Annotated in this window: 22 protein-coding genes; 3 read left to right on the forward strand and 19 right to left on the reverse strand. The window is 73.7% G+C overall.

Annotated features, from left to right (window positions below):
* Positions 1 to 88 precede the first annotated feature (88 nt).
* Entirely contained in the window at positions 89 to 1,750 is a 1,662-nt protein-coding gene (locus tag JOF41_RS15495) for a DEAD/DEAH box helicase (protein ID WP_189227423.1), read from the forward strand.
* Between the two features lie 15 nt (positions 1,751 to 1,765).
* Here the strand turns inward: JOF41_RS15495 and JOF41_RS15500 are convergent, their stop codons facing one another.
* From JOF41_RS15500 to JOF41_RS15515, 4 genes are all read right to left on the reverse strand, one after another.
* A complete protein-coding gene (locus tag JOF41_RS15500) occupies positions 1,766 to 3,055 on the reverse strand; it encodes a carboxylesterase family protein (protein ID WP_209619795.1) in 1,290 nt (429 codons plus the stop codon).
* Positions 3,052 to 6,396 carry a tetratricopeptide repeat protein gene (locus JOF41_RS15505; RefSeq protein ID WP_209619798.1) on the reverse strand — a complete coding sequence of 1,115 codons (3,345 nt, stop codon included), beginning with the start codon at positions 6,394 to 6,396 and terminating at the stop codon, positions 3,052 to 3,054. The genes JOF41_RS15500 and JOF41_RS15505 overlap by 4 nt, the downstream gene beginning before the upstream one ends.
* 120 nt (positions 6,397 to 6,516) lie before the next feature.
* The gene (locus tag JOF41_RS15510; RefSeq protein ID WP_209619803.1) at positions 6,517 to 7,158 is read right to left on the reverse strand and encodes a DJ-1/PfpI family protein; all 642 of its coding nucleotides are present in this window, start codon (positions 7,156 to 7,158) and stop codon (positions 6,517 to 6,519) included.
* A gap of 14 nt (positions 7,159 to 7,172) precedes the next feature.
* Positions 7,173 to 8,126, reverse strand: coding sequence for a GlxA family transcriptional regulator (locus JOF41_RS15515; protein WP_189227419.1), 954 nt, complete (start codon positions 8,124 to 8,126; stop codon positions 7,173 to 7,175).
* Between the two features lie 79 nt (positions 8,127 to 8,205).
* On the opposite strand from JOF41_RS15515, the gene JOF41_RS15520 reads away from it, so the two are divergent.
* Positions 8,206 to 8,952 carry an aminotransferase class IV gene (locus JOF41_RS15520; RefSeq protein ID WP_209619806.1) on the forward strand — a complete coding sequence of 249 codons (747 nt, stop codon included), beginning with the start codon at positions 8,206 to 8,208 and terminating at the stop codon, positions 8,950 to 8,952.
* Positions 8,953 to 9,020: 68 nt separating this feature from the next.
* Here JOF41_RS15520 and JOF41_RS15525 read toward each other — a convergent pair whose 3' ends face one another.
* The gene (locus tag JOF41_RS15525; protein WP_189227417.1) at positions 9,021 to 9,470 is read right to left on the reverse strand and encodes an Lrp/AsnC family transcriptional regulator; all 450 of its coding nucleotides are present in this window, start codon (positions 9,468 to 9,470) and stop codon (positions 9,021 to 9,023) included.
* A complete protein-coding gene (locus JOF41_RS15530) occupies positions 9,467 to 10,597 on the reverse strand; it encodes a M24 family metallopeptidase (RefSeq protein WP_209619807.1) in 1,131 nt (376 codons plus the stop codon). Before JOF41_RS15530 ends, JOF41_RS15525 begins: the two co-directional genes overlap by 4 nt.
* Between JOF41_RS15530 and JOF41_RS15535 the strand changes: the two genes are divergently transcribed.
* Positions 10,596 to 11,588 carry a 5'-3' exonuclease gene (locus JOF41_RS15535; RefSeq protein WP_189227415.1) on the forward strand — a complete coding sequence of 331 codons (993 nt, stop codon included), beginning with the start codon at positions 10,596 to 10,598 and terminating at the stop codon, positions 11,586 to 11,588. The genes JOF41_RS15530 and JOF41_RS15535 overlap by 2 nt on opposite strands.
* A 365-nt stretch (positions 11,589 to 11,953) precedes the next feature.
* On the opposite strand, the gene JOF41_RS15540 is transcribed toward JOF41_RS15535, so the two are convergent.
* From JOF41_RS15540 to pafA, 13 genes are all read right to left on the reverse strand, one after another.
* A complete protein-coding gene (locus tag JOF41_RS15540; protein WP_209619808.1) occupies positions 11,954 to 13,156 on the reverse strand; it encodes a GNAT family N-acetyltransferase in 1,203 nt (400 codons plus the stop codon).
* Positions 13,157 to 13,267: 111 nt separating this feature from the next.
* Positions 13,268 to 13,924 (reverse strand): DUF4333 domain-containing protein, encoded by a 657-nt coding sequence (locus tag JOF41_RS15545; RefSeq protein ID WP_189227413.1) that lies wholly within the window; start codon positions 13,922 to 13,924, stop codon positions 13,268 to 13,270.
* Between the two features lie 103 nt (positions 13,925 to 14,027).
* Entirely contained in the window at positions 14,028 to 16,796 is a 2,769-nt protein-coding gene (locus JOF41_RS15550) for a DEAD/DEAH box helicase (protein WP_189227412.1), read from the reverse strand.
* Positions 16,797 to 16,869: 73 nt separating this feature from the next.
* Positions 16,870 to 17,751, reverse strand: coding sequence for a diacylglycerol/lipid kinase family protein (locus JOF41_RS15555; protein ID WP_209619810.1), 882 nt, complete (start codon positions 17,749 to 17,751; stop codon positions 16,870 to 16,872).
* Positions 17,752 to 17,814: 63 nt separating this feature from the next.
* Positions 17,815 to 18,705, reverse strand: coding sequence for a twin-arginine translocase subunit TatC (tatC, locus tag JOF41_RS15560; RefSeq protein ID WP_209624231.1), 891 nt, complete (start codon positions 18,703 to 18,705; stop codon positions 17,815 to 17,817).
* 105 nt (positions 18,706 to 18,810) lie between these two features.
* On the reverse strand, positions 18,811 to 19,113 hold the full coding sequence (tatA, locus tag JOF41_RS15565) for a Sec-independent protein translocase subunit TatA (RefSeq protein ID WP_229796359.1): 303 nt from the start codon (positions 19,111 to 19,113) through the stop codon (positions 18,811 to 18,813).
* Positions 19,114 to 19,147: 34 nt separating this feature from the next.
* Positions 19,148 to 19,414, reverse strand: coding sequence for a bacteriophage holin (locus JOF41_RS15570; RefSeq protein WP_189227409.1), 267 nt, complete (start codon positions 19,412 to 19,414; stop codon positions 19,148 to 19,150).
* Between the two features lie 18 nt (positions 19,415 to 19,432).
* Complete coding sequence (locus JOF41_RS15575) at positions 19,433 to 20,404, reverse strand: helix-turn-helix transcriptional regulator (protein ID WP_189227408.1); 972 nt, start codon at positions 20,402 to 20,404, stop codon at positions 19,433 to 19,435.
* On the reverse strand, positions 20,401 to 21,384 hold the full coding sequence (locus JOF41_RS15580; protein ID WP_189227407.1) for a helix-turn-helix transcriptional regulator: 984 nt from the start codon (positions 21,382 to 21,384) through the stop codon (positions 20,401 to 20,403). The genes JOF41_RS15575 and JOF41_RS15580 overlap by 4 nt, the downstream gene beginning before the upstream one ends.
* 71 nt (positions 21,385 to 21,455) lie before the next feature.
* The gene (locus JOF41_RS15585) at positions 21,456 to 22,337 is read right to left on the reverse strand and encodes an SRPBCC family protein (RefSeq protein WP_209619813.1); all 882 of its coding nucleotides are present in this window, start codon (positions 22,335 to 22,337) and stop codon (positions 21,456 to 21,458) included.
* On the reverse strand, positions 22,330 to 22,890 hold the full coding sequence (locus JOF41_RS15590; RefSeq protein WP_189227405.1) for an ArsR/SmtB family transcription factor: 561 nt from the start codon (positions 22,888 to 22,890) through the stop codon (positions 22,330 to 22,332). Before JOF41_RS15590 ends, JOF41_RS15585 begins: the two co-directional genes overlap by 8 nt.
* Before the next feature lie 78 nt (positions 22,891 to 22,968).
* A complete protein-coding gene (locus JOF41_RS15595) occupies positions 22,969 to 23,994 on the reverse strand; it encodes a WD40/YVTN/BNR-like repeat-containing protein (protein WP_189227404.1) in 1,026 nt (341 codons plus the stop codon).
* A gap of 40 nt (positions 23,995 to 24,034) precedes the next feature.
* On the reverse strand, positions 24,035 to 25,393 hold the full coding sequence (gene pafA, locus JOF41_RS15600; RefSeq protein ID WP_189227403.1) for a Pup--protein ligase: 1,359 nt from the start codon (positions 25,391 to 25,393) through the stop codon (positions 24,035 to 24,037).
* Positions 25,394 to 25,467 lie beyond the last annotated feature (74 nt).

The raw sequence follows: 25,467 nt of genomic DNA on the forward strand, positions 1-25,467 counted from the left end.
CCCACCCGTCCGGGCTCCGCGTGGTGTTCCCGGCCACCTGATCACCCCCTCGCCGCGCGCGTCCGCGTCGATCAGCGAAACTTGACCCATGACCGACGCGCCCGACGACCGGACCAGCTTCGCCGACCTGGGGCTGCGCCCCGAACTGCTGCGGGCGCTGTCCGGACTCGGCTACGAAGAACCCACCCCCATCCAGCGCGAGGCCATCGCGCCGCTGTCGCAGGGCCGCGACCTGCTCGGCCAGGCCGCGACCGGCACCGGCAAGACCGCCGCGTTCGCGCTTCCCGTGCTGCAGCGCATGGGCTCGCGGACCGACCGCGAGCCGTACGCGCTGGTCCTGGTGCCCACCCGCGAGCTGGCCGTGCAGGTGTCCGAGGCGGTGCACCGGTACGGGCGCGAGCTGGGCGCGCGGGTGCTGCCGATCTACGGCGGCCAGCCCATCGGGCGGCAGCTGCGGGTGCTGGAGCACGGCGTGGACGTCGTGGTGGCCACCCCCGGCCGCGCCGTGGACCACCTCAACCGCGGCACGCTGAAGCTGGAGTCGCTCCAGGTCGTGGTGCTCGACGAGGCCGACGAGATGCTCGACATGGGCTTCGCCGAGGACCTGGACACCATCCTGGCCGAGACCCCGAGCCAGCGGCAGACCGTGCTGTTCTCGGCCACCATGCCGCCGCGCATCGACCGGCTGGCCCGCCAGCACCTGACCGACCCGGTGCGCATCACCATCGGCCGCGAGCGGACCGAGCCCGGCGAGGCGCCGCGGGTGCGCCAGAGCGCCTACGTGGTGCCCAGGGCGCACAAGCCCGCCGCGCTGGGGCGGGTGCTGGACGTGGAGGCGCCCACCGCCGCGATCGTGTTCTGCCGCACCCGCGACGAGGTCGACCAGCTCACCGAGACCCTCAACGGGCGCGGCTACCGGGCGGAGTCGCTGCACGGCGGCATCAGCCAGGAGCAGCGCGACCGGGTGATGGCCCGGTTGCGCAACGGCACCGCCGACCTGCTGGTGGCCACCGACGTGGCCGCGCGCGGCCTGGACGTCGAGCAGCTGACCCACGTGGTCAACTACAACGTGCCCTCCGCGCCGGAGTCGTACGTGCACCGCATCGGCCGAGTGGGCCGCGCGGGCCGCGAGGGCGTGGCGATCACGCTGGCCGAGCCGCGCGAGCACGGGATGCTCAAGACCATCGAGCGGGTCACCAAGCAGCGCATCGCCGTGGAGAAGGTGCCCACGATCGCGGACCTGCGGGCGCGCAGGCTGGAGCTGACCCGCGCGGCGCTGCACGAGAGCCTGCTGGAGGACGACCTGGAGGGCTTCCGGGTCGTGGTGGAGACGCTGGCCGACGAGTTCGACGTGATGGAGGTGGCGCTCGCGGCGGTGAAGCTGGCCCACGAGGCCACCGGCGCGGCGGCGGACGAGGAGGAGATCCCCGACGTCACCCACCGGGTGGAGCGGCGCGAGCAGCAGGGTCCGCGCCGGGAGCGCAGGCCGCGTCCGCCGTCGGCGGGGATGACCCGGCTGTTCGTGGGCGCGGGCCGCAGCGCGGGCATCCGGCCGCAGGACCTGGTCGGCGCCATCGCGGGCGAGGCGCGGCTGCCCGGCCGCGACATCGGCGCGATCGAGATCGCCGACCGGTTCTCGCTGGTGGAGGTGCCCGAGTCGGCGGCGCAGCAGGTGATCTCGGCGTTGCGCGGGGCGAGCATCAAGGGGCGCAAGGTCACCGTGCGGCGGGAGCGCGACGACCCCCGCTGACCGCGGCGGCGCGGGTCAGGGGGCCTGGACCGGCCAGTCGATCGGCCGGTCCAGGTCCACGCCGCGCCACAGCTCGCGGGTGTCCGGCACCGCCGGACCCCAGTGGCGCACCCCGGTCCACCCCGGATCGCCGGTCGCGGCGAAGTCCGCCCAGGCCCGGCGCATCCGCCGGGACAGGGCGTGCTCGGCCCGCCCCGCCGGGCCGCCGATGAGGAAGTCCGCGCCGTCGAGGTTGCCGAAGGCGAACGGGACGTCCGCGGTGTGCCAGGCGGGCGGCCTGCCGAACCTGGCCAGGTGGGCGCGGCCGTGCGCGTCGGCCAGGCGGGCGGTCGGCTCGGCGAAGACGAAGTCGCCGCACAGGGCGATGTGCGCCCCGGAGGCGGTGGCGTGCCGGGCGCGGTAGCCGTCGACGACGTGCGGCGGGATGCCCATCTCACGGGCGAACCCGGCCAGGTCGGCGTCGGTGCGGGCGAAGGGGATCGTGCCCAGGCGGTCGAACAGCCGGTGCTCCTCGGTGGTGTGGCACAGCAGCAGGTCCACCGCGGGCACCGGCAGCCGGTCCAGCACCGGTCCGAACAGGACGGGGTCGTGCCGCAGCGGACCGGTGCGCTGGGCCTTGGCCAGGGCGTCCGCCGACAGCACGGCCGTTTCCGGCGTGGTGGGATCGATGTGCTCGGCGACCCGGCGGGCGAAGTCCGCGGTGTAGAAGCGGTTGGGCACGCTGTGGGCGATCACCCGGCGCACCGGGCGCGCGGCGGCCAGCAGCAGCGCGCAGGCCGCGCCCGCGGACTGGCCCGCGACGGTGATGTTGTCCGGGTCGCCGCCGAACGCGGCGATCTCCTCGCGCACCCAGTCGAACGCGGCGGCCTGGTCGAGCAGGCCGCGGTTGTCCGGGTGGCTCGGCACGTGGCCGAAGCCCTCGAACCCCAGGCGGTAGTTGCACGTGACGACGACCAGCCCGGCACGGGCCAGCGCGGTGCCGTCGTAGTCGGGTTGGGCCGAGGAGCCGAACGTGTAGGCGCCGCCGTGCAGGTAGAGCAGCACGGGCAGCGGGCCGTCCGGTGCGGACGGCGTCCACACGTTCAGGCTCAGCACGTCCTCCTGCCCCGGTGTCCACACCGGAGCGCCGGGCAGCCGCGCCGACTGCGGCGCGATCGGGCCGAAGCGCAGGCAGTCGCCGGACTCGCGCACCGGCTCCGGCGGGCCGAAGCGCCGAGGACCGAACGGCGGCGCCGCGTACCGGATGCCCAGGAACGCCAGCACGCCGTCCCGGTCCACGCCCCGGAAGCGCCCACGCCCGGTCATCGTGGGGCTCCTGTCGCCCCCCGCGCTGCCCGAGCGGGCCGCGGATCGTCACCGCTGGCCGCGCGGGCCCGCCGGGCGTAGGGCGTGGAGACGAAGTCGACCAGGCCCAGCACCCCGGAGGTCTGCCGGTCCAACTGCTTGGCGAACGCGGTCATGTTCGCGTCGACCCGGTCCATCAGCCACGCCAGCAGCAGCACCACCACGTCGGCAAGCAAGCCCACCTGCACGGGCATCTCCTCGCGCTTGCCCGCGGTGACCGCGCTGGCGAAGTCGGTCATGCCGCGCTGGGTCAGCCGAGGGGGCCCGATCTCGATGGCCCGCTTCATCGAGTCGACCACCAGCGGCACGATCGCGGCCCACACGTCGCGCTCGACGACCTCGCAGATCAGACCGCCGCACAGGGCCGTGGTCCACAGCGCCTCCGGGTCGTCCGCGCGCACCGCGCCCACGGCCAGGTGCGGCAGCAGCTCCGCGCCGCGGGCCAGCTCGCCCACGGCCACCGCGGTCTCCACCGCGTGCCGGTAGTGCTCCAGCGCCTCGGCGTGCTTGCCCGCGCGGGTCAGCACGTCGCCGATGAAGTCCTCGAACCGGGCCGTCTCCACCGGCAGGTCCAGCCGCGCGGCCAGCGCCAACCCCACCGTGGCGTAGTGCTGGGCGGTGTCCAGGTCGCCGCGGTCGCGGTGGCACTGGCCGAGCCTGCCGATCACCGCCAGCTCGCCGTGCTCGTCGCGGCGCTCCCGGCACAGCTCCAGCGCCTCGGTGCCCACCCGGATCGCGCCGTCGAGGTCGCCCGTGCTCTGGCGCAGGGCGAACTCGTCGAGCTTGAAGGCGATCCGCTCGTCCTCGTGTTCCAGTTCGACAGCCAACCGGTAGCCCTCCACCGCGTACCGCAGCGCGGTCTCCTGGTCGCCTGCGCGCTGCCCCACCTCGTCCAGCACCCGGCAGGCCGCCAGCATTCCCGCCCGGTCGTCACGATCGGACAGCCCTTGGTGGGCCTGCTCGGCCAGGCTCAGCGCCCGCGCCGGGTCGGGCTCCAGCTCGGCCAGGCGCAGCAGCACCTGGGGCCGGTCGCGGCGGGGGTCGCCGTAGGAGGCGCAGCGGGTGTAGTCGGCCAAGGCCGCGTCCGCGTCACCGCGCCGATCGTGCAGCGCGGCGGTCAGCTCGAACCGGGCCGCCCACCGCCGGTCGGCTTCCCCGGCGGGCAGGTCCAGCTCCGGCAGGGCGCGGTCGATCCGCTCCGCCTGCTCCCGCGCCCGGTCGGGATCGCCTGCCAGCGCCAGCTCCTCGAGCAGCACGTCGACGTAGGCCGCGGTGCGGTCCAGGCCGTGCTCCTCCGCGACGCGGCGCAGCGCCGCGATCTCCCGGCGCAGCACGCGCCGCAGCGCCTGGTCCTCCTCGACGCGCGCCACGCCCGCGAGCAGCTCGCACGCGGCCAGCGCCGTCGCGCCCTCGGTCGCGGCGCGGTCACGCCACCGGTCCAGGCACCCGTTGACGGTGCCCACGTACAGGTAGGACCGCTCGATGCCGCTGGGCAGCCCGGTGTCCACCACCGACCGCGCGGCGGGGGCCTCGTGGACGGTCAGCCGCCGCGCGAGCACGCGGGCGTAGTCGGCCGCCAGCGCCTCGGGGATGCGCCACAGCGCGCCGACGTAGCCGCGCGCGCCGACCCGCAGCAGCTCCCGGCCCACCTCGGTCCAGGGCAGGCTGGAGTTGTCCAGCACGATCGGGCCGTGGGCCAGCCGCAGCCGCTGGGCGATCAGCCGGGTCGGCAGCGGCTGCTCGCCGACCAGGATCGTCCCGTCCTGGGCGTGGGAGTTGAGGAAGACCAGCTCCACCGGCAGCCGCGAGGTCAGCGCGGTGAACGCGGGCAGCGAGGCGTCCGGCCCGGACAGGGTGATCTGGTGGGTCAGGTGCGCGGCGCCTGCAGCGGGCTCGGGAGCGGGCCCGGTGCCCACGACCAGGCTGAACGCCGCGGGCGGGCGGGCCGTGGCGGCCCGGTGCAGCTCGGTGAGCACCACCAGCGCCGGGTCGGCGACGACGTGCCCGATCGGCTTGCGCGCCCAGTTGGCCCGCCCGGTGTGCACGAACGGGTAGGGCAGCCCGGTGGTGAACGCGGTCAGCGCCCGGTCCCCCACCCGCTCGACCACCTCCGCGGGCACCTGGGCGCTCACCGCGGCCTCCACCGCCGGGAACGGGTCGTGGCCACCGGTGGACAGGTACCGCCACAGCGCCTCGCCGACCGCGATGCCCTTGACCGCGTCGCCGATGGCCCGCGCCGACTCGGTGACCCGCTCCTGCTCCTGGGTGATCACCCGGCAGACCTCGGTCAGGTCCGGTCGGGGCGTGACGACCAGACGCGCGCCGCGGTGGTGGGCGTAGACGGCGGCCACCAGCGCGTCGGCCTCGCCGGTGTCCTCCACCAGCACGGCCTCGTCGCCGTCCGGGTCGACCTCGGCGAACCGCGCGGCGACCGGCTCGGCGTGCTCGGCCACGCGCAGCGCGGACCCGGTGCGCAGCGCGGTGAACAGCGCCGCGACCAGGTCGTCGTCCGGGCGCACCGACAGCGTCCGCTCCGGGCCGCCGTCACCCCGCAGCAGCCGCCAAGCCGCGTCGGTCAGGTCCTCGTCCTCGGGCAGGCGCAGGTGCTCCAGGTCGGCGAACACCCCTTCGGGCACCACGTCGACCACGGACCCGTCCAGCACCACCGCGCGCCGCACCCCGGTGCGCGTCAACAGCTCCGACAGCCGCTCGACGCGGTTGCGCCACGACCGGCGCGCGGCCAGGGCGGCGGGCGGGGCGTCGTGCTCCGGCTCGGGCGGCGGCGCGGTCAACGCGACCACCGGGGTGAACCGGTCCCCTGGCAGGCACGACACCACGACCGCGGCCTCGCGCACCTGGTCCGGGCGGCACAGCACCACCGTGTCACCGACCGCGAAGACCGGTTCGCTGGTCACCGCCACGACCAGCTCGGCGGGCCCGGCGGGCAGCAGCACCCGCGCGCCGTCGTCGGTCGGCTCGGTGGGCGCGGTGGAGGCCACCCGCAGCGCCACGCCGCCGGGCAGGTCGAACTCCACCGCGCCACCGCGATCACGCCCGGCGACCCCCACCCGCAGGCTCCACTCGACCGGCCTGGCCAGCTCGTAGCGCTGCCGCAGCTCGACGCGCAGCGCGCCCTCCGGCGCGTCACCGGTGTCGGTGACCACCAGGTCGCGCTCGCCGACCTCGGCGGACAGCGCTTCGGCGAGCCTGAGCGGGGGTTTGCCGTGCGCGTCGAGCAGGACCGCGCACAGCAGTCCCGTCTCGAACCGGAAGCGGATTCCGTGCGAGGCACCCAGGTCCACGGCTCACAACCCTTGCGACGACGGAGGTCGGGGATCCCCCGACGAGTGATGGCGGGGCAGAACGTACCGCCATCGGGGGCCCGTGCGAACCACAAGGAGGGCAAAGCCGCGCCCGTGGTGTCAGGCCATGCGCCCCAGCGCGGCCAGCACGCCGTCCACCACCTCGGCGGGCGCCTTCTCCACCGCGCCCGCGTCGTGGGGAGGCTGCGGGTCGTACTCGATGAACAGCTGGGTCGCCTGCGCCCGCCGCTCCCCCCAGATCAGCTCGACCAGGGTGAGCGCCATGTCGATCCCGGCCGACACGCCCGCCGCGGTGATCACCTTCCCGTCGCGGACCACCCGGTCGGTGCTGATCACCGCCCCCCGCTGGGCGAGCGCGTCGCGGAAGGCCCAGTGCGTGGTGGCCGGGCGGCCCGCCAGCAGACCCGCGTCGGCCAGCAGGATCGAACCGGTGCACACCGAGGTGGTCCACGTCGCGGTCGGGTGGACCTCGCGCAGCCACGCCGACACCTGTCCCCCGGCCAGCGCCTGCCTCACGTCCCCGCCGGGCACCACGACCACGTCGGCCCGCGCCAGCTCGTCGAAGGTCGTGCTCGGCGTGACGGTCAGCCCCACGTCGGAGCGCACCGGCTCGCGCGTGGCGGCGACGAAGTGCACCCGCACCTCCTCCTGCCCCACCAGCCCCTGGTGCCCCAGCACGTCCAACGGCCCGATCAGGTCCAACGCGGTGAACTCCGGGTACAGCACGAACGCCAAGTCCATGTCTCTTCCCCTCCTCATGCCGCACCGGTGGTGCGGAACCTGTGACGGTAACCGCCCGGCGTCACGCCGAGCACCCGCGAGAACGCCCGGCGCAGGGTCTCCGCCGTGCCGAAGCCGCAGTTCCGCGCCACCACGTCGAGCCCGTCGTCACCGGACTCCAGCGCGGTGGCCGCCGCCTCGACCCGCACCCGCTCCACGTACCGGGCGGGCGACAGGCCTACCCGGCGCGGGAAGACCCTGGCGAAGTGGCGGGTGCTCATCGCCGCGCGGCGGGCCATCCGCTCCACCGTCCACGGCCCGGTCGGGTCCTCCACCACGGCGTCGAGCACCGCCCGCAACCCGGCCTCGCGCACCGGCGGAACCCGCGAGCGCACGCTGAACTGCGACTGGCCGCCGGGGCGCTGCAGGAACACCACCAGCCAGCGGGCCAGCAGCCTGGCCAGCGCGGCCCCGTGGTCCTGCTCCACCAGCGCCAGGGCCAGGTCGATGCCCGCGCTGACACCCGCCGAGGTGGCCGTGCGGCCGTCCTGGACGAAGATCGCGTCGGGCACCACCTCGACACCGGGGTGAGCGGCCAACTCCGCGCAGTAGGCCCAGTGCGTGGTGGCCCGGCAACCCTCCAGCAGCCCGGCGGCGGCCAGCACCAGCGCCCCGGTGCACACGCTGGCGACCCGCCGCGCGGTGGCCGCCAACCGGGTCAGGTGCGCCAGCAGCTCGGCGTCGGCCGCGGCACGGGTGAACCCCTGGCCGCCCACCACGACCAGGGTGTCCACCGGTCCGGTCACCTCGCGCAGGTCCTCGGCCCGCATCCGCAGGCCCGCGGTGACCGCGAACCCGCCGCCGAGCCCGGCCAGCCGCACCCGGTAGCCGCCGCAGACCTGCCCCGCCCCGTCGAACACGTCCACCGGCCCGGCGACGTCCAGCAGCGTCGCCCCGTCGTAGCCGACGATCAGCACCTCGCGTTCCACGTGTTCCACCCTGTTCCCCGCCCGACGCGGCGGCAACGACCCACAACCCTCGATTCCCGCCACGCTACGGTTCCCGGTCGTGCTGAGGATCGAGATCGACGGCGGCCCCGCCACACCCGAGCAGGTGGCGCGCGGCCTGCTGGCCAACTACGGCCACTTCACCGCCATGCAGGTGCGCGACCGGCGGGTGCGCGGCCTGGAACTGCACCTGCGCAGGCTGGACTCGGCGCACCGGGAGCTGTACGGGCAGGGCTTGACCGGGGTGGCCGACCTGGTCTCGCACGCACTGGCCGACGACGTCCGCGACGCCTCCGTGCGGGTCACGGTGTTCGGCCTGGACGAGCCGACGACCATGGTGACCGTGCGCCCGCCCCACCAGGGCTCGTCACACCCGCACAGCCTGCTGCCGGTGCGCTACACCCGCCCGCTGCCGCACGTGAAGCACACCGGCGGCTTCGGTCAGCTGCTGCACGGCCGACGCGCGGTGGCGGCCGGGTTCGACGACGCGCTGCTGACCACGCCGGACGACGTGGTGGTCGAGAGCGCGATCGCCAACATCGGGTTCGTGCGCGACGGCCGGGTGGTGTGGCCGCAGGCGGACTGGCTGCACGGGATCACCATGCAGCTGCTGGAGCGGGAGGTGCCGTCGCACCGGGAGGTCGTGCGGCTGGCCGACCTGCGCTCGTTCCAGGCGGCGTTCCTGAGCAACTCCAACGGGGTGGTCCCGGTGTCCCGCGTCGGCGAGGTCGACTTCGACGTCACCGAGCCCACCCTGACCCACCTGCGAACCGCCTACGACGCCATCCCCCAGGACCCCTTCGACTGACCACCGCCCGCGGTGACCACCGCCCCTCGGTGGTCACCGCGCGAGGCCGCGCCGGAGGCGCGGCGATCCTATACAGCCGGGGGCCGGTCCTCGTACGGCGTGGACAGCACGACCGTGGTCCGGGTGGACACGTGCGCCGCCTCGCGGATCTGCCGCAGCAGCTCCTCCAGGGCGGTCGGCGAGGCCACCCGGACGCGCAGGACGTAGGAGGCGTCCCCCGCGACCGAGTAGCACGCCTCGATCTGCGGCAGGTGCTCGACCCGCCTGGGGTAGTCGTCCGGAGCCGCCGGGTCGATCGGGGTCAGCGAGATGAACGCGGTCAGCGGCAGGCCGATCTCGTCACCGTCCAGCCGCGCCGCGTACCCCTTGACCACGCCGCGCTGCTCCAGCCGCCGCACCCGCTGGTGCACGGCCGAGACGCTCAGCCCCACCCGCTCGGCCAGGTCGGTGAAGCTGCACCGGCCGTCGGCGGCCAGCTCGCGCAGGATCGCCCGGTCCGTCGGCTCCAGGTTCGTCACGCGGGCAGCACCACCAGCTCGTGCGGTCGGGTGTTCACGCTCTCCGCGCCGCTGTCGGTGGCGATCACGATGTCCTCGATCCGCGCGCCCCACCGGCCGGGCAGGTAGATGCCCGGTTCGACGCTGAAGGCCATGCCCGGCTCCAGGGGCAGGTCGTTGCCCGCCACGATGTAGGGCTCCTCGTGCACGTCCAGGCCGATGCCGTGGCCGGTGCGGTGGACGAAGAACTCGCCGAAGCCCGCGTCGGCGATGACCTGGCGGGCCGCCGCGTCCACCTCCTCGCAGGTCACCCCCGGCCGCACCGCGTCCACCGCGGCCTGCTGCGCGGCCTGCAGCACCGCGTAGGTCTCCCACACGTCCTTCTCACGCGGCTCGCCCAGCACGTAGGTGCGGGTGGAGTCGGAGTTGTAGCCCTCGGCGACCGGGCCGCCGATGTCGACCACCACCACGTCACCGGCTTCGATCACCCGGTCGGACAGGCTGTGGTGCGGCGAGGCGCCGTTGGGGCCGGAGCCGACGATGACGAACTCGGCCAGCTCGTGCCCCTCGGCCACGATGGCGGCGGCGATGTCCGCGCCCACCTCGGCCTCGGTGCGACCGGGCCGCAGCCACTCGCCCACGCGCGCGTGCACCCGGTCGATCGCGGCGCCCGCCTTGCGCAGCGCCGCGACCTCGGCGGCGTCCTTGCGCATCCGCAGCTCCCGCAGCACCGGCCCGGCCAGCACCTGCTCGCCGCCGATCACCGCGCGCAGGCGCAGGTTGTGCAGCGCGGGCATCATGTCCGCCACGGCGACCCGGCCGGTGCCCTTGAGCGCCTTGCGGACCAGCTCGTAGGGGTCCTCGCCGTCGACCCAGGTGGCCACCCCGACACCCAGCGCGTCGGTGGGCACGCCCGCGTAGCCGGGCTGCTCCAGCTTGGGCACCACCAGCACCGGCTCCCGACCCACCGGCAGCACCAGGCAGGTCAACCGCTCGAACGACGAGCCACCCGCGCCGATCAGGTAGCGCAGGTCGGAACCGGGGGAGATGAGCAGGGCGTCCAGCCCGGCGGCGGCGGCCGCGGCGGTGGCCCGGTCCAACCGCGCGCGCAGCGCGTCCACGTCCAGGGGTCCAACACGGGTCGACATGTCGGGGAGCCTAGTCGAGGCGGTCTCTGGCACGCTGGTCGCCGTGAGTTCCCCGCTCGTCCTGTTGGACGCCGCCAGCCTGTACTTCCGGGCCTTCTACGCGCTGCCCGAGTCGATGACCGCCCCCGACGGCACACCGGTCAACGCGGTGCGCGGATTCGTCGACACCATCGCGAAGGTGATCACCGACCGGCGGCCGGGCAGGCTGGTCGCGTGCCTGGACGCGGACTGGCGACCGGAGTTCCGGGTGGCCGCCCTGCCCTCGTACAAGGCGCACCGGGTGGCGGCGGACGGCGCGGACGGCGAAGAGGAGGTGCCCGACGCGCTGAGCCCCCAGGTGCCGATCATCCTCGACGTGCTCGACGCGGTCGGCATCGCCACCGCCGAGGCCGTCGGCTACGAGGCCGACGACGTGATCGGCACGCTGGCCGCGCGCGAGGAGACCGACCCGGTGGAGGTCATCACCGGCGACCGCGACCTGTTCCAGGTGGTGCGCGAGCGACCGACCCCGGTGCGCGTGCTGTACCTGGGGCGCGGCTGGGCCAAGGCGGAACTGGTCGGCCCGGCGGAACTGGCCGCCAAGTACGCCCTGCCCGAGGTCGACGCGGGGCGGGCGTACGCGGGCATGGCGGTGCTGCGCGGCGACCCCTCCGACGGGCTGCCCGGCGTGGCGGGCATCGGCGAGAAGACCGCGGCCAAGCTGATCAGCGAGTTCGGCTCGCTGGAAGCGGTGCTGGCCGCGGTGCACGACGGCCGCGACCGCAAGCTGACCACCCGTGCCCGCACCGCGCTGCTCAACGCCCAGGACTACCTGGCGGTCGCCCCGACGGTGGTCGACGTGGCGGTGGACGCCCCGGTGCTGCAGGACCGCGACGACGCCGTGCCCGCCGCCCCGGCCGACCCCGACCGGGTGGCGGAGCTGACCCGGCACTGGGGCCTGGGCAGCTCTCTGCCGCGCCTGCTCAACGCCCTGGAACGCCGCCGGGCCTGACCCCCCACCCCGCGAGTCGAACGCTCGGGTACCGCGAGTCGAACGCTCGGGTACCGCGAGTTCGTCGTTGGGGTGCGGTGGGGGTGCGCTCGCCGCGCAGCAGGTCGCCATGGACGGCGCTCACGGGCACCCCACTGCGCCCTGGTGCGTCGGCAAGTACCACCCGACGGGGCTGGGGAGGCCGGTAACTACTACCCGAGGCACGGGAAGCGCGCGGCGGGGCGCGTGAAAGCGCGGCTCAGGGTGCGCGAGAGCGCGGCTCAGGGTGCGCGAATGTTGAGTTCGGGGTGTCTGAGCGTTCGACTCGCGGGGGCGACATGCCCGACACGCCCATAGGTGGGCGACACCGGGAGCGGGCGTGGCGGTCAGAAGTAGGTGCCGGACCAGGGGGACTGGTCAACGGCGAACAGGGCATCGGCGCGCGCCACGGCGGCAGGATCGACCACCTCCAGCCTGCCGGTAGCCGCCAACGCCCGGAACGGCACGTCCCCCAGGAACGCCGCGGCCAGCACGTCCACGTCCAGCACCAGGTCCGGCTCCCGGTCGGTGCGCGTCGCCCCGTCCGGCGCGACCAGGTACGCGCCCTCGTTGTCCGGCAGGTACCGGTCGCGCACGCCCAGCACCACCGGTTCCGCCGCCCGGTAGTCCCGCCGCGCCAGCGCCTGCGGCACGTCCAGCAGCCGCAGCCACGTCTCGTCGTCCTCGGCGACCACCTTGCACGCGCGCGGGTCGGCCAGCAGCCACCCCACCGGCTCGTCCAGCGGGCGCAGCGGGGCGCTGATCTCGCTCACCAGGTCCACGCCCACCAGGAACCGCCACAGGTCCGCCCACGCCTCGGGCGTGACCGCCCACAGGTCCAGGACGGTGAGCACCGACGACCGCTCGTCGAGCAGACCTCCGCTGCCGGGGTCGACCTTGTAGGCCACGTAGCCGTCGTCCCCACCGGGGCCGCTGCGCACCACGATCCGGAGCGCCTCCTCACCGGAGTGGCGCACGTTCATGCTCCACCAGGCGTCCCACCTCGCGATGGTGCCGGGGCGGCCCGGTGAGACGCGCTCGAACAGGGTGCGGATGATCCGCTCCCCTTCCTCCAACCCGACCAGCCGCACGTCACCGCGCACCCGCGACCGGGGCGCCGCTCGCCGCCGGTCCAGGCGCAGCGTCCGCCCCCTGGTGGCCGCGCCGTAGCCGAACCGGCCGTAGATGACCGCCTCCGAGGCGCGCAGCGTCGCGGCCACGTCCCCCAGCTCGCGCAACCCCCGCAGCTGCGCCGACTGCAACCCGCTGAGCACACCTCGCCGGGTCCGGTCCGCGCGCACGCCCACGCGGCTGACCGCGCCCATCCGCACCACCTCCCCACCGGGCAGCGCCAACGCCGAGGGGAACGACTGCACCGTGCCGACCATCTCCCCACCGTCGAACGAGGCCAGCACGCGACCGGGCAGGTACGACTCCAGCGCCACCTTCCACCGGTCGTCGGGAGCGGGCGGGTGGTGCAGCGTCCCCCGGAACAGGGCGTGCGCGGCGCGGTAGTCGGCTTCGTCGTCCAGCACGCGGATGTCGGTCACGCCCCGATCCTCCCCCGAGGTCGCTCGCAACGCTAACGACTTTCCCCTCGGCGGACAGCGACGAGGCCACCCCCGCGCGGGGGTGGCCTCGTCAGTGATCCGGGAACGCGCTCAGCCGGTGGGCTGACCGACCTCGTACTCGCCGTCGGCGGTCTTCACCGTGATCTTGACCTTCTTGTCCTTGTCCCCGACCTTGACAGTGCAGTCGAAGGTGGTGTTCGGCTTCACCTCGTGCTCACCCGTGCAGGACGCGCTCTCCACGTCGGCGATCTTGTAGTCGTCCTTGAGGACCTGCACGATGCCGTTCTGCACGGCGGTGTTGTCGAACACCTTCGTGTTGAGGAACCCCGGCGTCACGAACCCGGTGATGCCCACCGCGCCGACCACGAGCACCGCCAGCGCCACCACGACCCACAACACCGCGCTGGACTTCTTCGCGGGCGGCTGCGGCCCGTAACCCGGCTGCCCGTACGGCTGCTGACCATAGGGCTGCTGACCGTACGGACCCTGCGCGGGCTGCCCGTAGGGGTTGGACTGGGTCGGGTCGTACGCACCGGGGTACTGCTGCGTGTACGGCTGCTGAGGCGGCGGCTGCTGCCCCCACTGCGGCTGCTGCGGCGACTGCTGCGACGGGTCCGGCTGCCCGTAACCGGGCTGCTGAGCGGGGAAACCACCCGACGGCGTGCCGGGGTACCCACCACCGTAGGGCTGCTGGCCCCACTGCGGCTGCGGGTCGTTCCCTCCGGACGGTCCGTACGGACTGGTCATGCTCGGCCTCCGACGGTCGGTCTGAGAGTTGGACGTACAGGGCTTGCGGGCGCGATCAAACCACAGGCGCGGGGCGGCCACCCAGCCACCCCGCAAACCTTTGTCAGACCGTGGCCATCGCCACCACCCCGCGCCGCAGCGCCTCGACCGCCTTGCGCGCGGTGGCCCCCACCGGATCGCCACCGCCCACCACATCCCGGATCTGGTCCAGGAAGTCGATCACCTGCCTGCACCACCGCACGAAGTCACCCGCGCCCAACTCCACCCCACTGGCCTCTGCCGAGCTGAGCACCTTCTCCAACGACTCCCCGCGCGCCCACCGGAACACCGCCCAGGCGAACCCCGGATCAGGCTGCCGCGTCCGGTCCAGCCGGTGACGACGCTCGTCCTCCTCCAACTCCGCCCACAACCGCGACGTCGCCGTCAACGCGTCGTAGACCTTGCCCGGCGGCAGCCGCGTCTCCAACGGCCCGTCCCGCCGCGCCTCGTAGACCAGCGCCGAGACCACCGCCGCCAACTCCGCCGGGTCCAGCCCCCGCCACACCCCGTGCCGCAGGCACTCCGCCGCCAGCAGATCCGACTCGCTGTACAGGCGGGTCAACCGCTTGCCGTGCTCGGTGACCTCCTCACCCGGCCCGGCCTCCTCCTGCGTCAGATAACCGCGCTCTCGCAGCAACCCGCGAATCCGGTCGAACTCCCGCGCCAACGAGTGCGTCGTCGCCGCCACCTTGCGCTCCAACTGCTCGGTCTCCCCCAGCAGCCGGTGGTACCGCTCACCCCACCGCGCGTGGTCCTCGCGCTTCTCGCACCCGTGACACGGGTGCGCCCGAAGCGCCCGCCGCAACGTCGCCAACTCCGCGTCGTCATCCGCCGTGGACCGCCGCTTGCGCAGCGCGGGAGCCACGATCCCGGTGTTGCGCAACGTCGACGCCAAGTCCCGCCGCGACCTCGGCGACCGCGTGTCCACCTGCCTGGGCAACCGCACGTGCCCCAGCACCTCCACCGGCACCGGGAAGTCCGCCGACGACAACCGCCCCGACCACCGGTCCTCGGTCACCACCAGCGGCCGCGCCTCACCCAGCGGCTCCAGACCGGGGTCGATCACCACCGCCAGCCCCGACCGCCGCCCCGACGGCACCGCGATCACATCACCCTTGCGCAGCTTCTCCAACGACGCCGCCGTCTCCGCCCGCCGCGCCGTGGTGTTCTGCCGCGCCAGCGCCTTCTCCCGGTCGGCCACCCGCCGCCGCAGCGAGGCGTACTCGCTGAAATCACCCAGGTGACAGGTCATCGCCTCGGCGTACCCGCCCAACGCCTCCCGGTTGCGCTCGATGCGCCGCGCCAGCCCCACCACCGACCGGTCCGCCTGGAACTGCGCGAACGACTGCTCCAGGATCTCCCGCGCCGCCGCCGCGCCCAACTGGTGCACCAGGTTGACCGCCATGTTGTAACCCGGCCGGAACGACGAGCGCAGCGGGTAGGTCCGCGTCGAGGCCAACCCGCCCACCGCCTTCGGGTCCACCCCCGGCTGCCACACCACCACGGCGTGGCCCTCCACGTCGATGCCCCGCCGCCCGGCCCGCCCGGTCAGCTGCGTGTACTCCCCCGGCGTCAGGTCGACGTGCGCCTCGCCGTTGTACTTGACCAGCTTCTCCAGCACGACCGTGCGCGCGGGCATGTTGATGCCCAGCGCCAGCGTCTCGGTGGCGAACACGACCTTCACCAGGCCGCGCACGAACAACTCCTCCACCGTCTCCTTGAACGCGGGCAGCAGCCCCGCGTGGTGGCTGGCGATGCCCCGCTCCAACGCCTCCCGCCACTCCCAGTACCCCAGCACCATCAGGTCGCCCTGCGGCAGGTCACCGGTCTTGTCCTCGATGATGTCGCGGATCCGCGCGGTCTCCTCCGCCGAGGTCAGCCGCAGGTTCGCCCGCACGCACTGGGCCACCGCCGCGTCGCAGCCCGCCCGGCTGAACACGAAGTCGATCGCGGGCAGCAACCCGGCCGCGTCCAGCCGCTGCACCACCTCCACCCGCGACGGCGGCTTGAACCCCGTCGACCGCGGCGCCCGCCCCCGGTCCTTGTCCCGGCCACCCCGCCCGCGACTCCACGGCACGTGGAAGCGCGCCAGGTCCTCGGTGTGCCGCAGCAGCTGCGGGTTGATCCGCGCGTGCCCGTCCGGTCCCTCCCCGGCGAACAGGTCCATCATCCGGTTGCCCGCCAGCATGTGCTGCCACAGCGGCACCGGCCGGTGCTCGTCGACCACCACGGTGGTGTCGCCCCGCACCTCGACCAGCCACTCGCCGAACTCCTCGGCGTTGCTCACCGTGGCCGACAGGCTCACCAGCCGCACCGACTCCGGCAGGTGCAGGATGACCTCCTCCCACACCGGGCCGCGGAACCGGTCGGCCAGGTAGTGCACCTCGTCCATCACCACGTAGGCCAGGCTGTTCAACGTCGAGGAGCCCGCGTAGAGCATGTTGCGCAGCACCTCGGTGGTCATCACCACCACCGGCGCGTCGCCGTTGACCGACGTGTCACCGGTCAGCAGACCCACCCGCTGCGCGCCGTAGCGGGCGCACAGGTCGGCGTACTTCTGGTTGGACAGCGCCTTGATCGGCGTGGTGTAGAAGCACTTGCGCCCCTCGGACAGGGCGAGGTGGACGGCGAACTCGCCGACGACGGTCTTGCCCGCGCCGGTCGGCGCGCACACCAGCACGCCGTGCCCGTCCTCCAGCGCTTCACACGCGCGCCGCTGGAACGGGTCGAGCTCGAAGGAGATCACCGAGAGGAAGTCGGTCAGCTTGGGCCGGGTGGAGCGGCGTCGGAATTCCGCGTAGGCGTCGGCCGGGGACCGCGAAGCGCTTGACACCCCTCCAGGCTGTCACATGACCCCGACAAAAGCTGGTCGGATATCGCGCGCGGGCCGGAGCAGATATTTCGTTCTACACTGAAGTTATTGAGCTGACTACGGTCAGGGCGCCGGGAACGCAGGTCGCGCTCACCGGCACCTCGTGCATCCGCTCCCCGTCGGCGTAGCCCACCCAGGGAGGTCCGGACAGGGTGACGGATCTGGCGCGGAAGGTGCGGACCGCCGGGTGGTCGACGTGCCTGCCCGTGCGCAGGGCGGGCAGCATCCGCAGCAACGCGCGGCGCGGTGCCGCGGCGAGCACGGTCACGTCGAACAGCCCGTCGTTCACGTCGGCGTCCGGGCACACCGGGATGCCGCCGCCGTAGCTGCTCGTGTTGCCCACCGCCACCAGCAGCGCGTCCAGCTCCAGCACGCGCTCGTCGGCGTCCACCCGCAGCCGCTGCGGGCGCAGCACCGCCAGCTCGGCCAGGATCGCCAGGTCGTAGCGGCGGGGACCGGCGGGCCAGCGCAGGGCGTTGGCGCGCTCGTTGACCGCAGAGTCGAAGCCCGCGCACAGCACGGTGGCGAACCACGTCCCGGTCTCCAGCCTGCCCAGGTCGACCGACCGCCTGCCGCCCGCGCGCAGCGCGGCCACCACGTCCTCGACGGAGGAGGCGCCCAGCGCCGAGGCCAGGTCGTTGCCGGTGCCCGCGGGCACCACGGCCAGCGCCGTGCCGCTGCGCGCGCAGGCCTGCACGGCCAGGTGCGCGGCGCCGTCGCCGCCCAGGACCACCAGCACGTCGACCCCGTCGTCCACCGCGCGCCGGGCCAGCGCCAAAGTGCCCTCGGCGGAGTCGGCGACGTGCGAGTTCAGCGAGTCCACGGCGGTGCGCAGGCGCGCGGCCACCGCGTCCGCCACCCGTCCCGCCCGGCCCCTGCCCGAGGCGGGGCAGACCAGCAGCGCCGCGCGAGTCACGGCCGCATGATCGCACGAGGCCCCGCCGCGACGGGTGCGCGGCGGGGCCTGGTGGGTCGTCGATCAGGTCGCGTCGTCGTAGCGCACGCGCTCCCGGCTCGCGGACTCGGTCACCGGCTCCGGCTCGTCGATCTGCGAGGGGGTGTAGTCGAACGGCGCGGCCTCGTCGTCGGCCAGGTCGTCCCAGCCCTCGGCCTTGCGCTTGCGCGCCGCGCGCCGGTCGTGCACCCGCGCGATCTGGATGGCCAGCTCGAACAGCAGCGCCAGCGCGATGGCCAGCGCCACCATCGAGATCGGATCGGTGCCCGGCGTGGCCACGGCGGCGAAGACGAACAGCCCGAACACGATGCCCCGCCGCCACTGGCTCAGCTTCTCGTAGGTCAGCACACCGACCTGGTTGAGCATCACCACGATCAGCGGCAGCTCGAAGCTCACGCCGAAGATCAGCAGCAGGGTGAGCACGAAGTCGATGTAGTCCCCCGCCGACAGCGCGGTGAGGAACTGGCTGCCGCCGAACCCGACCAGCACCGTCAGGCCCTGCGGGACCACGTAGAACGCCAGCGCCGCGCCCAGCACGAACAGCACCGAGGCCGCCGCCACGAAGACCAGCGCGAACCGCCGCTCCTTGGCGTACAGGCCGGGCGCGATGAAGCGCCAGACCTGGTACAGCCACAGCGGGGCGGTCAGCGCCATGCCCGCCGCCGCGCCGACCTTCAGCTGGATCATGAAGGCCTCGAACGGCTTGGTCTGCAGCAGCTGGCAGCTGCCGTTCTGGCTGAGCCGGTCGGTGACCGGGATGCCGCAGTACGGCCCGGTGACGATCTGGCCCAGGCTGGGCAGGCCGAAGGGGTGCCACCCCCACCACAGGAACCCGAAGATCGCGCCGAACGCGATGAACAGCAGCGCCAAGCCCAGCCGGTGCCGCAGGTCGTACAGGTGGTCCTTGAGCGACATCGTGCCGTCGGGGTTGCTCCGACGGCTCGTCAGCCTGCGGCGCTCCCGGCGCTGGGACCACCACCGGACAGGGCTAGCCCCCACCGTGCGGACCGTCCTTCACTGCTAGTTGGACTTGTGCTGGATGTTCTGCGGCGTCTGCTCGATCGGCGGGGCCACCTGCGGCTGCTGCGCCTGGGGCTGCTGGACCGGGACCTGCTGGGCAGGCTGCTGCACGATGGGCTGCTGCGCGACGGGCGGCTGTGCGGGCGGCAGCTGCTGCTGCGCGGGCGGCTGCGCCTGCGCCTGCTGCTGGCCGTCCTCGTCGGTGCGCAGGCCCTTGGTCTCCGCCTTCAGGATCTTGGCCGAGCGGCCGATCGAGCGGGCCATGTCGGGCAGCTTCTTCGCGCCGAACAGCAAGATGATCACCACGGCGATGATGATCAGCTCGGTTGGTCCGAGGTTACCCACGGTGGTCCTCCTGTCTCCCCCGGTGCGTCGATCGTACTCGGGGCTCGCCCTGTCGGGCCCGGTCCGGACGCCGTTCGGCGAAGGCCACCCCGAGCGCGGCGAACCGCGCCCGCAGCAGACCCACGCCGTCGCCGACCCTGTCACCTACCAGAGTGCTTGCGACGCGGAATCGGCGCAACGATCCGATCACTCGGACCACCACCACGACGAGCGCGACCAGCCCGAGCAGGACCAGCGCCAGGATCGGCAAGTACGGCACGGCACAACCGTATAGGGCTCAGGTGGACGGGAGGTGATCCGCCCGCCGCAACGCGGCCTCCGCCCGGCGAACGAGCGCCTCCACCAGGTCCGGTGGCTGCTCGACGTGCACCTCGCCGCCCTGGCCGAGCAGCAGTCGGACCATCCAGGCGGTGTCGGAGTAGCGCATCCGCACCCGCGCGCGGCCCTCCCCCAGCTCCTCCAGGTCCTCGATCGGGTAGTACTCGGCGAACCAGCGCGCGTCCGGCTCCAGCACCAGCACGGCGGTGCGCTGGGACGGGTCGGGGTGGAACAACCCCTCCGAGGTGTCGGTGGGCGTGGCGTGCGGCGGCGGGCTGGCGGGCTCGTCGAGCACCTCCACGCCGTCGATGCGGTCCAGCCGGAACAGCCGCACGCCGTCCGCGGCCCGGCACCACGCCTCCAGGTAGCCGCGGCCCTCGACCAGCAGCACCCGCATCGGGTCCACCACCCGGTCGGTGATCTCGTCCCGCGACGGCGTGTAGTAGCGCAGCCGCAGCGCCCGGCCGCGCCGGACGCCGTCGGAGACCGCGTCGCGGACCCGCTCGGTCTCCGGGGCCTCGCGCACGGCCAGGCCGACCGCGACGCCCGCGGGCCGGGCCTGGCCGACCGCTGACTCGATCTTGGCCACGGCCCGCTGCACGGCGGCCTTGTCCACCACGCCGGGCGTCTCGGCCAGCGCCCGCAGCGCGACCAGCAGGGCGGTGGCCTCGGCGGCGGTCAGCCGCAGCGGCCTGCTCATGCCCGCGTCGTAGGTGACGGTGACCGTGTCTCCCTCGAACGACAGGTCGATCAGGTCGCCGGGGCCGTAGCCGGGCAGCCCGCACATCCACAGCAGCTCCAGATCGCGGCGCAGCTGCTTGGGGGTGACCTCGAAGTCGGCCGCCGCCTCCTCGATCGGGATGCCCGGCCGGGCCAGCAGGTAGGGCACCAGCGCCAGCAGCCTGGGCAGCCGGTCGTTGACCGCGTTCACACCTTCACCCCGGCTCCGCGCAGCGCGCCCACCAGCTTCTCCCGCACCGTCTTGGCCAGCGTCTCCGGCTCCAGCACCACCACGTCCTCGCCGAACCCGGCGATCCAGCCCGCCGCCGAGTCCGGGAAGCGCAGCTCGATCTCCAGCACGTCGCCGGGCACGCCGTCGTGCTCCCGCTCGCCCAGCGGCCGGGCACGGCGGCGCACCCCCTGTCCCCGGCCCTTGGCCACCCACAGCTTGGCGGTGGCCGTGGTCTGCGGGTCGCGCTGGGTGCGCGCGACGAAGCTGAGCAGGTCCACGTCGTCGGGGCGGGCCACCGCGCCGGGCCTGCCGACCGCGCGGACCTCGCCGACGATGCGGGAGAGCCGGAAGCAGCGGGGGGCGTCGCGGTCGCGGTCGTGCCCGACCAGGTACCAGCGGCCGCGCCAGGCCACCACGCCCCACGGCTCCACGGTGCGCTTGCGCACCTCCACCGGGACCGGGCGGCGGTAGTCGAACTCCACCACCCGCCCCTCCTGCACCGCGGCCAGCAGCGGCGGGAACGCCGGTTCGGTGGCCCGCACCTTGGGCTCCACCGGCACGTGCACGTCCTGGTCGACGTCCACGCCCGCCGCGCGCAGCTTGATCAGCGCGCCGTGCGCGGCGCCGGTGAGCTGCGGCGAGTCCCACAGCCGGGCGGCCAGCGCCACGGCGGCGGCCTCGTCCGGCTCCAGGTCGACGTCGCCCAGCTCGTAGTCGCGGCGCGCGATGCGGTAGCCGTCCACGGCGTCGAACGCGCCGCTGCGCCCGGTCTCCAGCGGGACGCCCAGGTCCCGCAGCTCGGTCTTGTCGCGCTCGAACATGCGGAAGAACGCCTCGTCGGTGGACGCGTCGGCGTAACCGGGGACGATGGCGCGGATGCGCTCGGCGGTCAGGTACTGGCGGGTGGAGAGCAGGCACAGCACCAGGTTGACGAGCCGTTCAGCACGTGCGGTGGCCACCAGGGAACCCTAACCCCGCGCGGCCACCCGGTGACGCCCACTCCCCCGCACTGCTCGGGTGAACGGTCCGCTCACCCGCGCTGGTCGGTCAGGATGCCGTCGGGCAGCTCGGGCACCTCCGGCGTCAGCCACATCGGCCGCCAGTCGGGCAGCTCCAGGAACCGGCGCAGCTCGGCCACCCCGGCCAGCCAGCCCAGCCAGGCCCCGAACGGCGGCCTGCCCTCGTCGAACCCGCTCTGCGTGAACGTCATCCGGGTGCGTCCCCCGGAGCCCTCCAGCTCCCAGGTCGACACCGAGTCTCCCCAGTCGACGGTCATCGCGCGGCCGGGTCGCAGGTCGACGATCGTGGCGGGCTCCGGGTTGTGCTCGAAGCCGCCCATCGCGAACCGGCCGCCGACCTCCGGTTCGATGTCGACCTTCGCGCCGAACCAGCGCTCGAACTTCACCGGGTCCACCAGCGCGTCGTAGACCTCGTCCACCGGGGCGGCGACGTCGACCACGGCGCGCATCCGCCCGCTGGTGAAGTCGGGCTTGGGGGTCAGCGGGCGGCCCTCGACGTGGTCGACCAGGTTGGCCAGCGCCAGGCACCAGTAGGTGTAGAGGTAGCCCAGCACGCTGGTCTCGGCGATGGCGGTCCGCCAGCTGGGGAAGTGGCTCTGGGTGAGCGTGACCAGCGTGCCACCCTCCTCGTCGGCGAGCAGGAACTCGACGGTGGTGTCCTCGCCGCCGAGGTGCCAGCCGAAGCTGACCGCGCGGTCGTCCACGCGCAGGGGCCGCTGGCGCGGCCGGTCGCCCTCGGGGGTGTGGCGGCCCCAGAACTGGTAGCGGTCGGGCAGGTCGACCTCGGCCCGCTCGGCCAGCCAGGTGGCCAGCTCGGCGCCGTCGGTCAGGGCGCGGTGCACGCGCTCGGCGGGGACGCGGGCGCGCACCCGCAGCGTCAGGGTCTCACTCATCGTCTCGTTCGCCCTCCGGGTAGCAGGCCACGGCCAGCCGGAAGGCGTCGCCCTCCGCGCCGCCGTAGCGGGTGAACAGGTCCTGCAGGGTGGCCTTGAGGTCGGCGAAGAAGCGCTGCCGGTCCTCCGGGCGCAGCCGGATCTCCCCGGAGACCCCCAGCGACGGCAGCTCCGGGCGGGTGCGGTCGAGCGCGGCGATGTCGAACTGCACCTGCTCGACCAGGTCGAGCAGACGAGCCAGGTTCAGCTCGTCCCGCTCCCGGCGCAGCCCCAGCCGCCCCACCAGGTGCGGCGACAGCCAGTACGACCGCGCGGCGGCCTGGTAGACGCCCTCGTGCACGCCGCGCACCCGGCGCTCCGACACCTGGGTGACCAGACCGGCCTCGACCAGGCGTTTCACGTGGTAGTAGACCCGCTGCGGGGTCTGGTCGAGCACTGCCGCCACCTCGGTGCACGAGCGGGGCTCGGCCAACTGCCGCAGCACCTCGACGCGCTGCGGCTTGAGCAGTGCCTCGGCCTGCTCGATCTGATCCAGGTACAGGACATCTCTCATCGCGAAAACAACTTTGAACGTACAAATCTATTTTGTCAATGGGGCGTGCGGAGCCCTGGACAGGCTCCACCCGAGAGGTCAGCCGCCGGTCAGCACACCGACCCGGCCCTTCTCACCGGCCGCCCAGCAGGTGCTCGGGCAGTCCACGGTGTCGAAGCTGCCCTGGTCGAACTGCCGCCAGTGGCGCCCGCCGTCGCGGCTGAGGTCGCTGCCGCCCGGTCCGACCGCGACCACCGAGCCGCCGCGCCAGGCCACGCCCGAGCGGTAGCCCACCGGGGCCTGCGACGGCGCCCGCCACGTCCGGCCGCCATCGCCGCTGAGCGCCAGGTTGGCCACCGCGCCCGCCGGGTCCGCGTAGTCGCCGCCGACCGCCACGCCCTGCCGCGGGGTGCGGAACGCCACCGCGAACACCCCCGCCGAGGGTGAGCTGAGCAGCGGCGTGTCCGAGGCGGTCCAGCGCCACCCGCCGTCGCCGGAGTGCAGCACCCGCGCCCGCGCGCCGCCGCCGGTGGCGATCCAGGCGTCGCGCGAGCCCGCCGTGGTCAGGCACTGGCCGCTGGCGGCGAAGCCGAACTCGCCGTCCGAGGCGGGCGGCAGGTTCTCCTCGGGCACCCGCCGCCAGCTGCGCCCGCCGTCGCGGGTGACCAGCACGCGGAACCGCCCGCCCACCGGGTCGCCCATGGCCAGGCCGCGGAACCGGTCGAAGAAGGCCACGCAGTCGTAGAAGGCGTCCGGCTCCGGGTTGGCGAAGGTCTGCGCCCACGTCCGGCCGCCGTCGGAGGTGCGGTAGATGCGCGAGCTGTCACCCGGCCCGATGGACAGCACCACGGCGTTGCGGGCGTCGAACGCCTCGACGTCGCGGAAGTCCAGCGCCTCGGTGCCCGGCGGCGCGACGGAGGCCCAGCTGCGGCCGCCGTCGGTGGTGCGCAGGACCGTGCCCTTGCTGCCGCTGACCCACGCGACGCGGGCGTCCACCGCCGAGAGGCCGCGCAGCCGGGCGTCCACCCCGGTGGGCCGCAGCTCCCAGCGGGTCTCGGGTGCGGCCCCGGCCGGGGCCACCACCAGCAGCGATGCCGCGACCGCGGCGAGGAGGAGGATCTTCATGGGCTCAGAGCCTCACGAAGTCCCCCTCCCCCGACAACCGCTAGAGGGAGGAGATCAACCGCTCCACCCGCTCGTCCACCGCGCGGAACGGGTCCTTGCACAGCACCGTGCGCTGCGCCTGGTCGTTCAGCTTCAGGTGCACCCAGTCCACGGTGAAGTCCCGGCCCGCGGCCTGCGCGGCGGCGATGAAGTCGCCGCGCAGCTTGGCCCGCGTGGTCTGCGGCGGGGTGTCCTTGGCGGCCTCGATCTCGCCGTCGTCGGTCACCCGGTCCACCTGCCCCTTGCGCTGGAGCAGGTCGAACACGCCCCGGCCGCGCCGGATGTCGTGGTAGGCCAGGTCCAGCTGGGCGATGCGCGGGTTGGACAGGTCCATGTCGTGCTTGGCCTGGTAGCGCTCCATCAGCCGGTACTTGATGGCCCAGTCGATCTCGCGGTCGATCTTGGACAGGTCCTCGGCCTCGATCGCGTCCAGGGTGCGGCCCCACAGCTCCAGCACCCGCTCGGCCATCGGGTCGGGCGAGCGCTTGGCCACGTGCTCCACCGCGCGCTCGTAGTACTCGCGCTGGATGTCCAGCGCCGAGGCCTCCTTGCCGCCCGCCAGCCGCACCGTGCGCCTGCCGGTCAGGTCGTGGCTGATCTCGCGGATCGCCCGGATCGGGTTGTCCAGGCTGAAGTCGCGGAACTGCACGCCCTGCTCGATCATCTCCAGCACCAGGTTCGCGCTGCCCACCTTGAGCAGCGTGGTGACCTCGGACATGTTCGAGTCGCCGACGATGACGTGCAGCCTGCGGTAGCGCTCGGCGTCGGCGTGCGGCTCGTCGCGGGTGTTGATGATCGGGCGCGAGCGGGTGGTGGCGCTGGAGACGCCCTCCCAGATGTGCTCGGCCCGCTGGGACAGGCAGTACACCGCCCCGCGCGGGGTCTGCAGCACCTTGCCCGCCCCGCAGATCAGCTGGCGGGTGACCAGGAACGGCAGCAGCACGTCCGCGATGCGGGAGAACTCCCCGGCCCGTGCGACCAGGTAGTTCTCGTGGCAGCCGTAGGAGTTGCCCGCCGAGTCGGTGTTGTTCTTGAACAGGAAGATGTCGCCGCCGATGCCCTCGTCGGCCAACCTGCGCTCGGCGTCGACCAGCAGGTCCTCGAGTATCCGCTCGCCCGCCTTGTCGTGCGTCACGAGCTGGGTCAGGTCGTCGCACTCCGCGGTGGCGTACTCGGGGTGCGACCCGACGTCCAGGTAGAGCCGAGAGCCGTTGCGCAGGAAGACGTTCGACGAACGACCCCACGACACCACCCGGCGGAACAGATAACGCGCGACCTCATCCGGGGACAGCCTGCGCTGCCCGTGGAAGGTGCAGGTCACCCCGAACTCAGTCTCAATGCCGAAGATCCGCCGCTGCATCCCTCAACAGTAAGCGCATCCGGCGCTTCCTTCAGTGATCCAATCGGGCGTCAGCCGGTTTTCGACGATAACGT

The organism is Saccharothrix coeruleofusca (genome assembly GCF_017876325.1).
In the GTDB taxonomy this organism is placed as follows: domain Bacteria; phylum Actinomycetota; class Actinomycetes; order Mycobacteriales; family Pseudonocardiaceae; genus Actinosynnema; species Actinosynnema coeruleofuscum.

Bases quoted from the DNA above. Each gene is read 5' to 3' on its own strand.
- JOF41_RS15535 (WP_189227415.1), top strand. From the start codon at position 10,596: ATGTCGGGGAGCCTAGTCGAGGCGGTCTCTGGCACGCTGGTCGCCGTG.
- JOF41_RS15545 (WP_189227413.1), bottom strand. From the start codon at position 13,924: ATGACCAGTCCGTACGGACCGTCCGGAGGGAACGACCCGCAGCCGCAG.
- JOF41_RS15585 (WP_209619813.1), bottom strand. From the start codon at position 22,337: ATGAGTGAGACCCTGACGCTGCGGGTGCGCGCCCGCGTCCCCGCCGAG.
- JOF41_RS15510 (WP_209619803.1), bottom strand. From the start codon at position 7,158: ATGGACTTGGCGTTCGTGCTGTACCCGGAGTTCACCGCGTTGGACCTG.
- JOF41_RS15495 (WP_189227423.1), top strand. From the start codon at position 89: ATGACCGACGCGCCCGACGACCGGACCAGCTTCGCCGACCTGGGGCTG.
- pafA (WP_189227403.1), bottom strand. From the start codon at position 25,393: ATGCAGCGGCGGATCTTCGGCATTGAGACTGAGTTCGGGGTGACCTGC.
- JOF41_RS15595 (WP_189227404.1), bottom strand. From the start codon at position 23,994: ATGAAGATCCTCCTCCTCGCCGCGGTCGCGGCATCGCTGCTGGTGGTG.
- JOF41_RS15500 (WP_209619795.1), bottom strand. From the start codon at position 3,055: ATGACCGGGCGTGGGCGCTTCCGGGGCGTGGACCGGGACGGCGTGCTG.
- JOF41_RS15530 (WP_209619807.1), bottom strand. From the start codon at position 10,597: ATGTCGACCCGTGTTGGACCCCTGGACGTGGACGCGCTGCGCGCGCGG.
- JOF41_RS15590 (WP_189227405.1), bottom strand. From the start codon at position 22,890: ATGAGAGATGTCCTGTACCTGGATCAGATCGAGCAGGCCGAGGCACTG.
- tatC (WP_209624231.1), bottom strand. From the start codon at position 18,705: ATGTCGCTCAAGGACCACCTGTACGACCTGCGGCACCGGCTGGGCTTG.